The sequence below is a fragment of the Alkalihalophilus lindianensis genome, from assembly GCF_032843265.1.
Lineage (GTDB): Bacteria > Bacillota > Bacilli > Bacillales > Bacillaceae_D > Alkalihalophilus > Alkalihalophilus lindianensis.
This window is the reverse complement of sequence record NZ_JAWJBA010000287.1, coordinates 1-274: the sequence shown is the minus strand read 5'-3', so window position 1 is coordinate 274 and position 274 is coordinate 1. Positions and strand designations below refer to the sequence as shown.

Sequence of the window (274 nt, the reverse complement as noted above, 5' to 3'; positions counted from 1 at the left end):
CCTCGGTCGTGGAGCGGCGCCGCCGGGAGGAGCTGGCTGAACTGGAGGCGGCCGCGGCGGCCGACCCGGAAGACCGGGCGCAGCACTTCCAGATCGGGCTGGCCTGGCTGGCGGCGGGCGACAGGGAAAAGGCGGAGACGGCTCTCCGACAGGCGGTCCGCCGCCGCGGCCGACTTCTGCCCCAGGACCATCTGGCCACGGCCTACTGCCGGCTGGCCGAATGTTCACTGGAGCGCGGTGACATGACCGAAGCCACACGGGAGGCGCGAAGCGC

1 protein-coding gene is annotated in these 274 nt (G+C 73.4%); it reads left to right on the top strand.

From position 1 onward, the window contains the following. Window positions 1–274 (top strand): tetratricopeptide repeat protein (locus RYX56_RS22285; protein WP_317124111.1); only part of this gene is annotated, 274 nt, incomplete at both ends.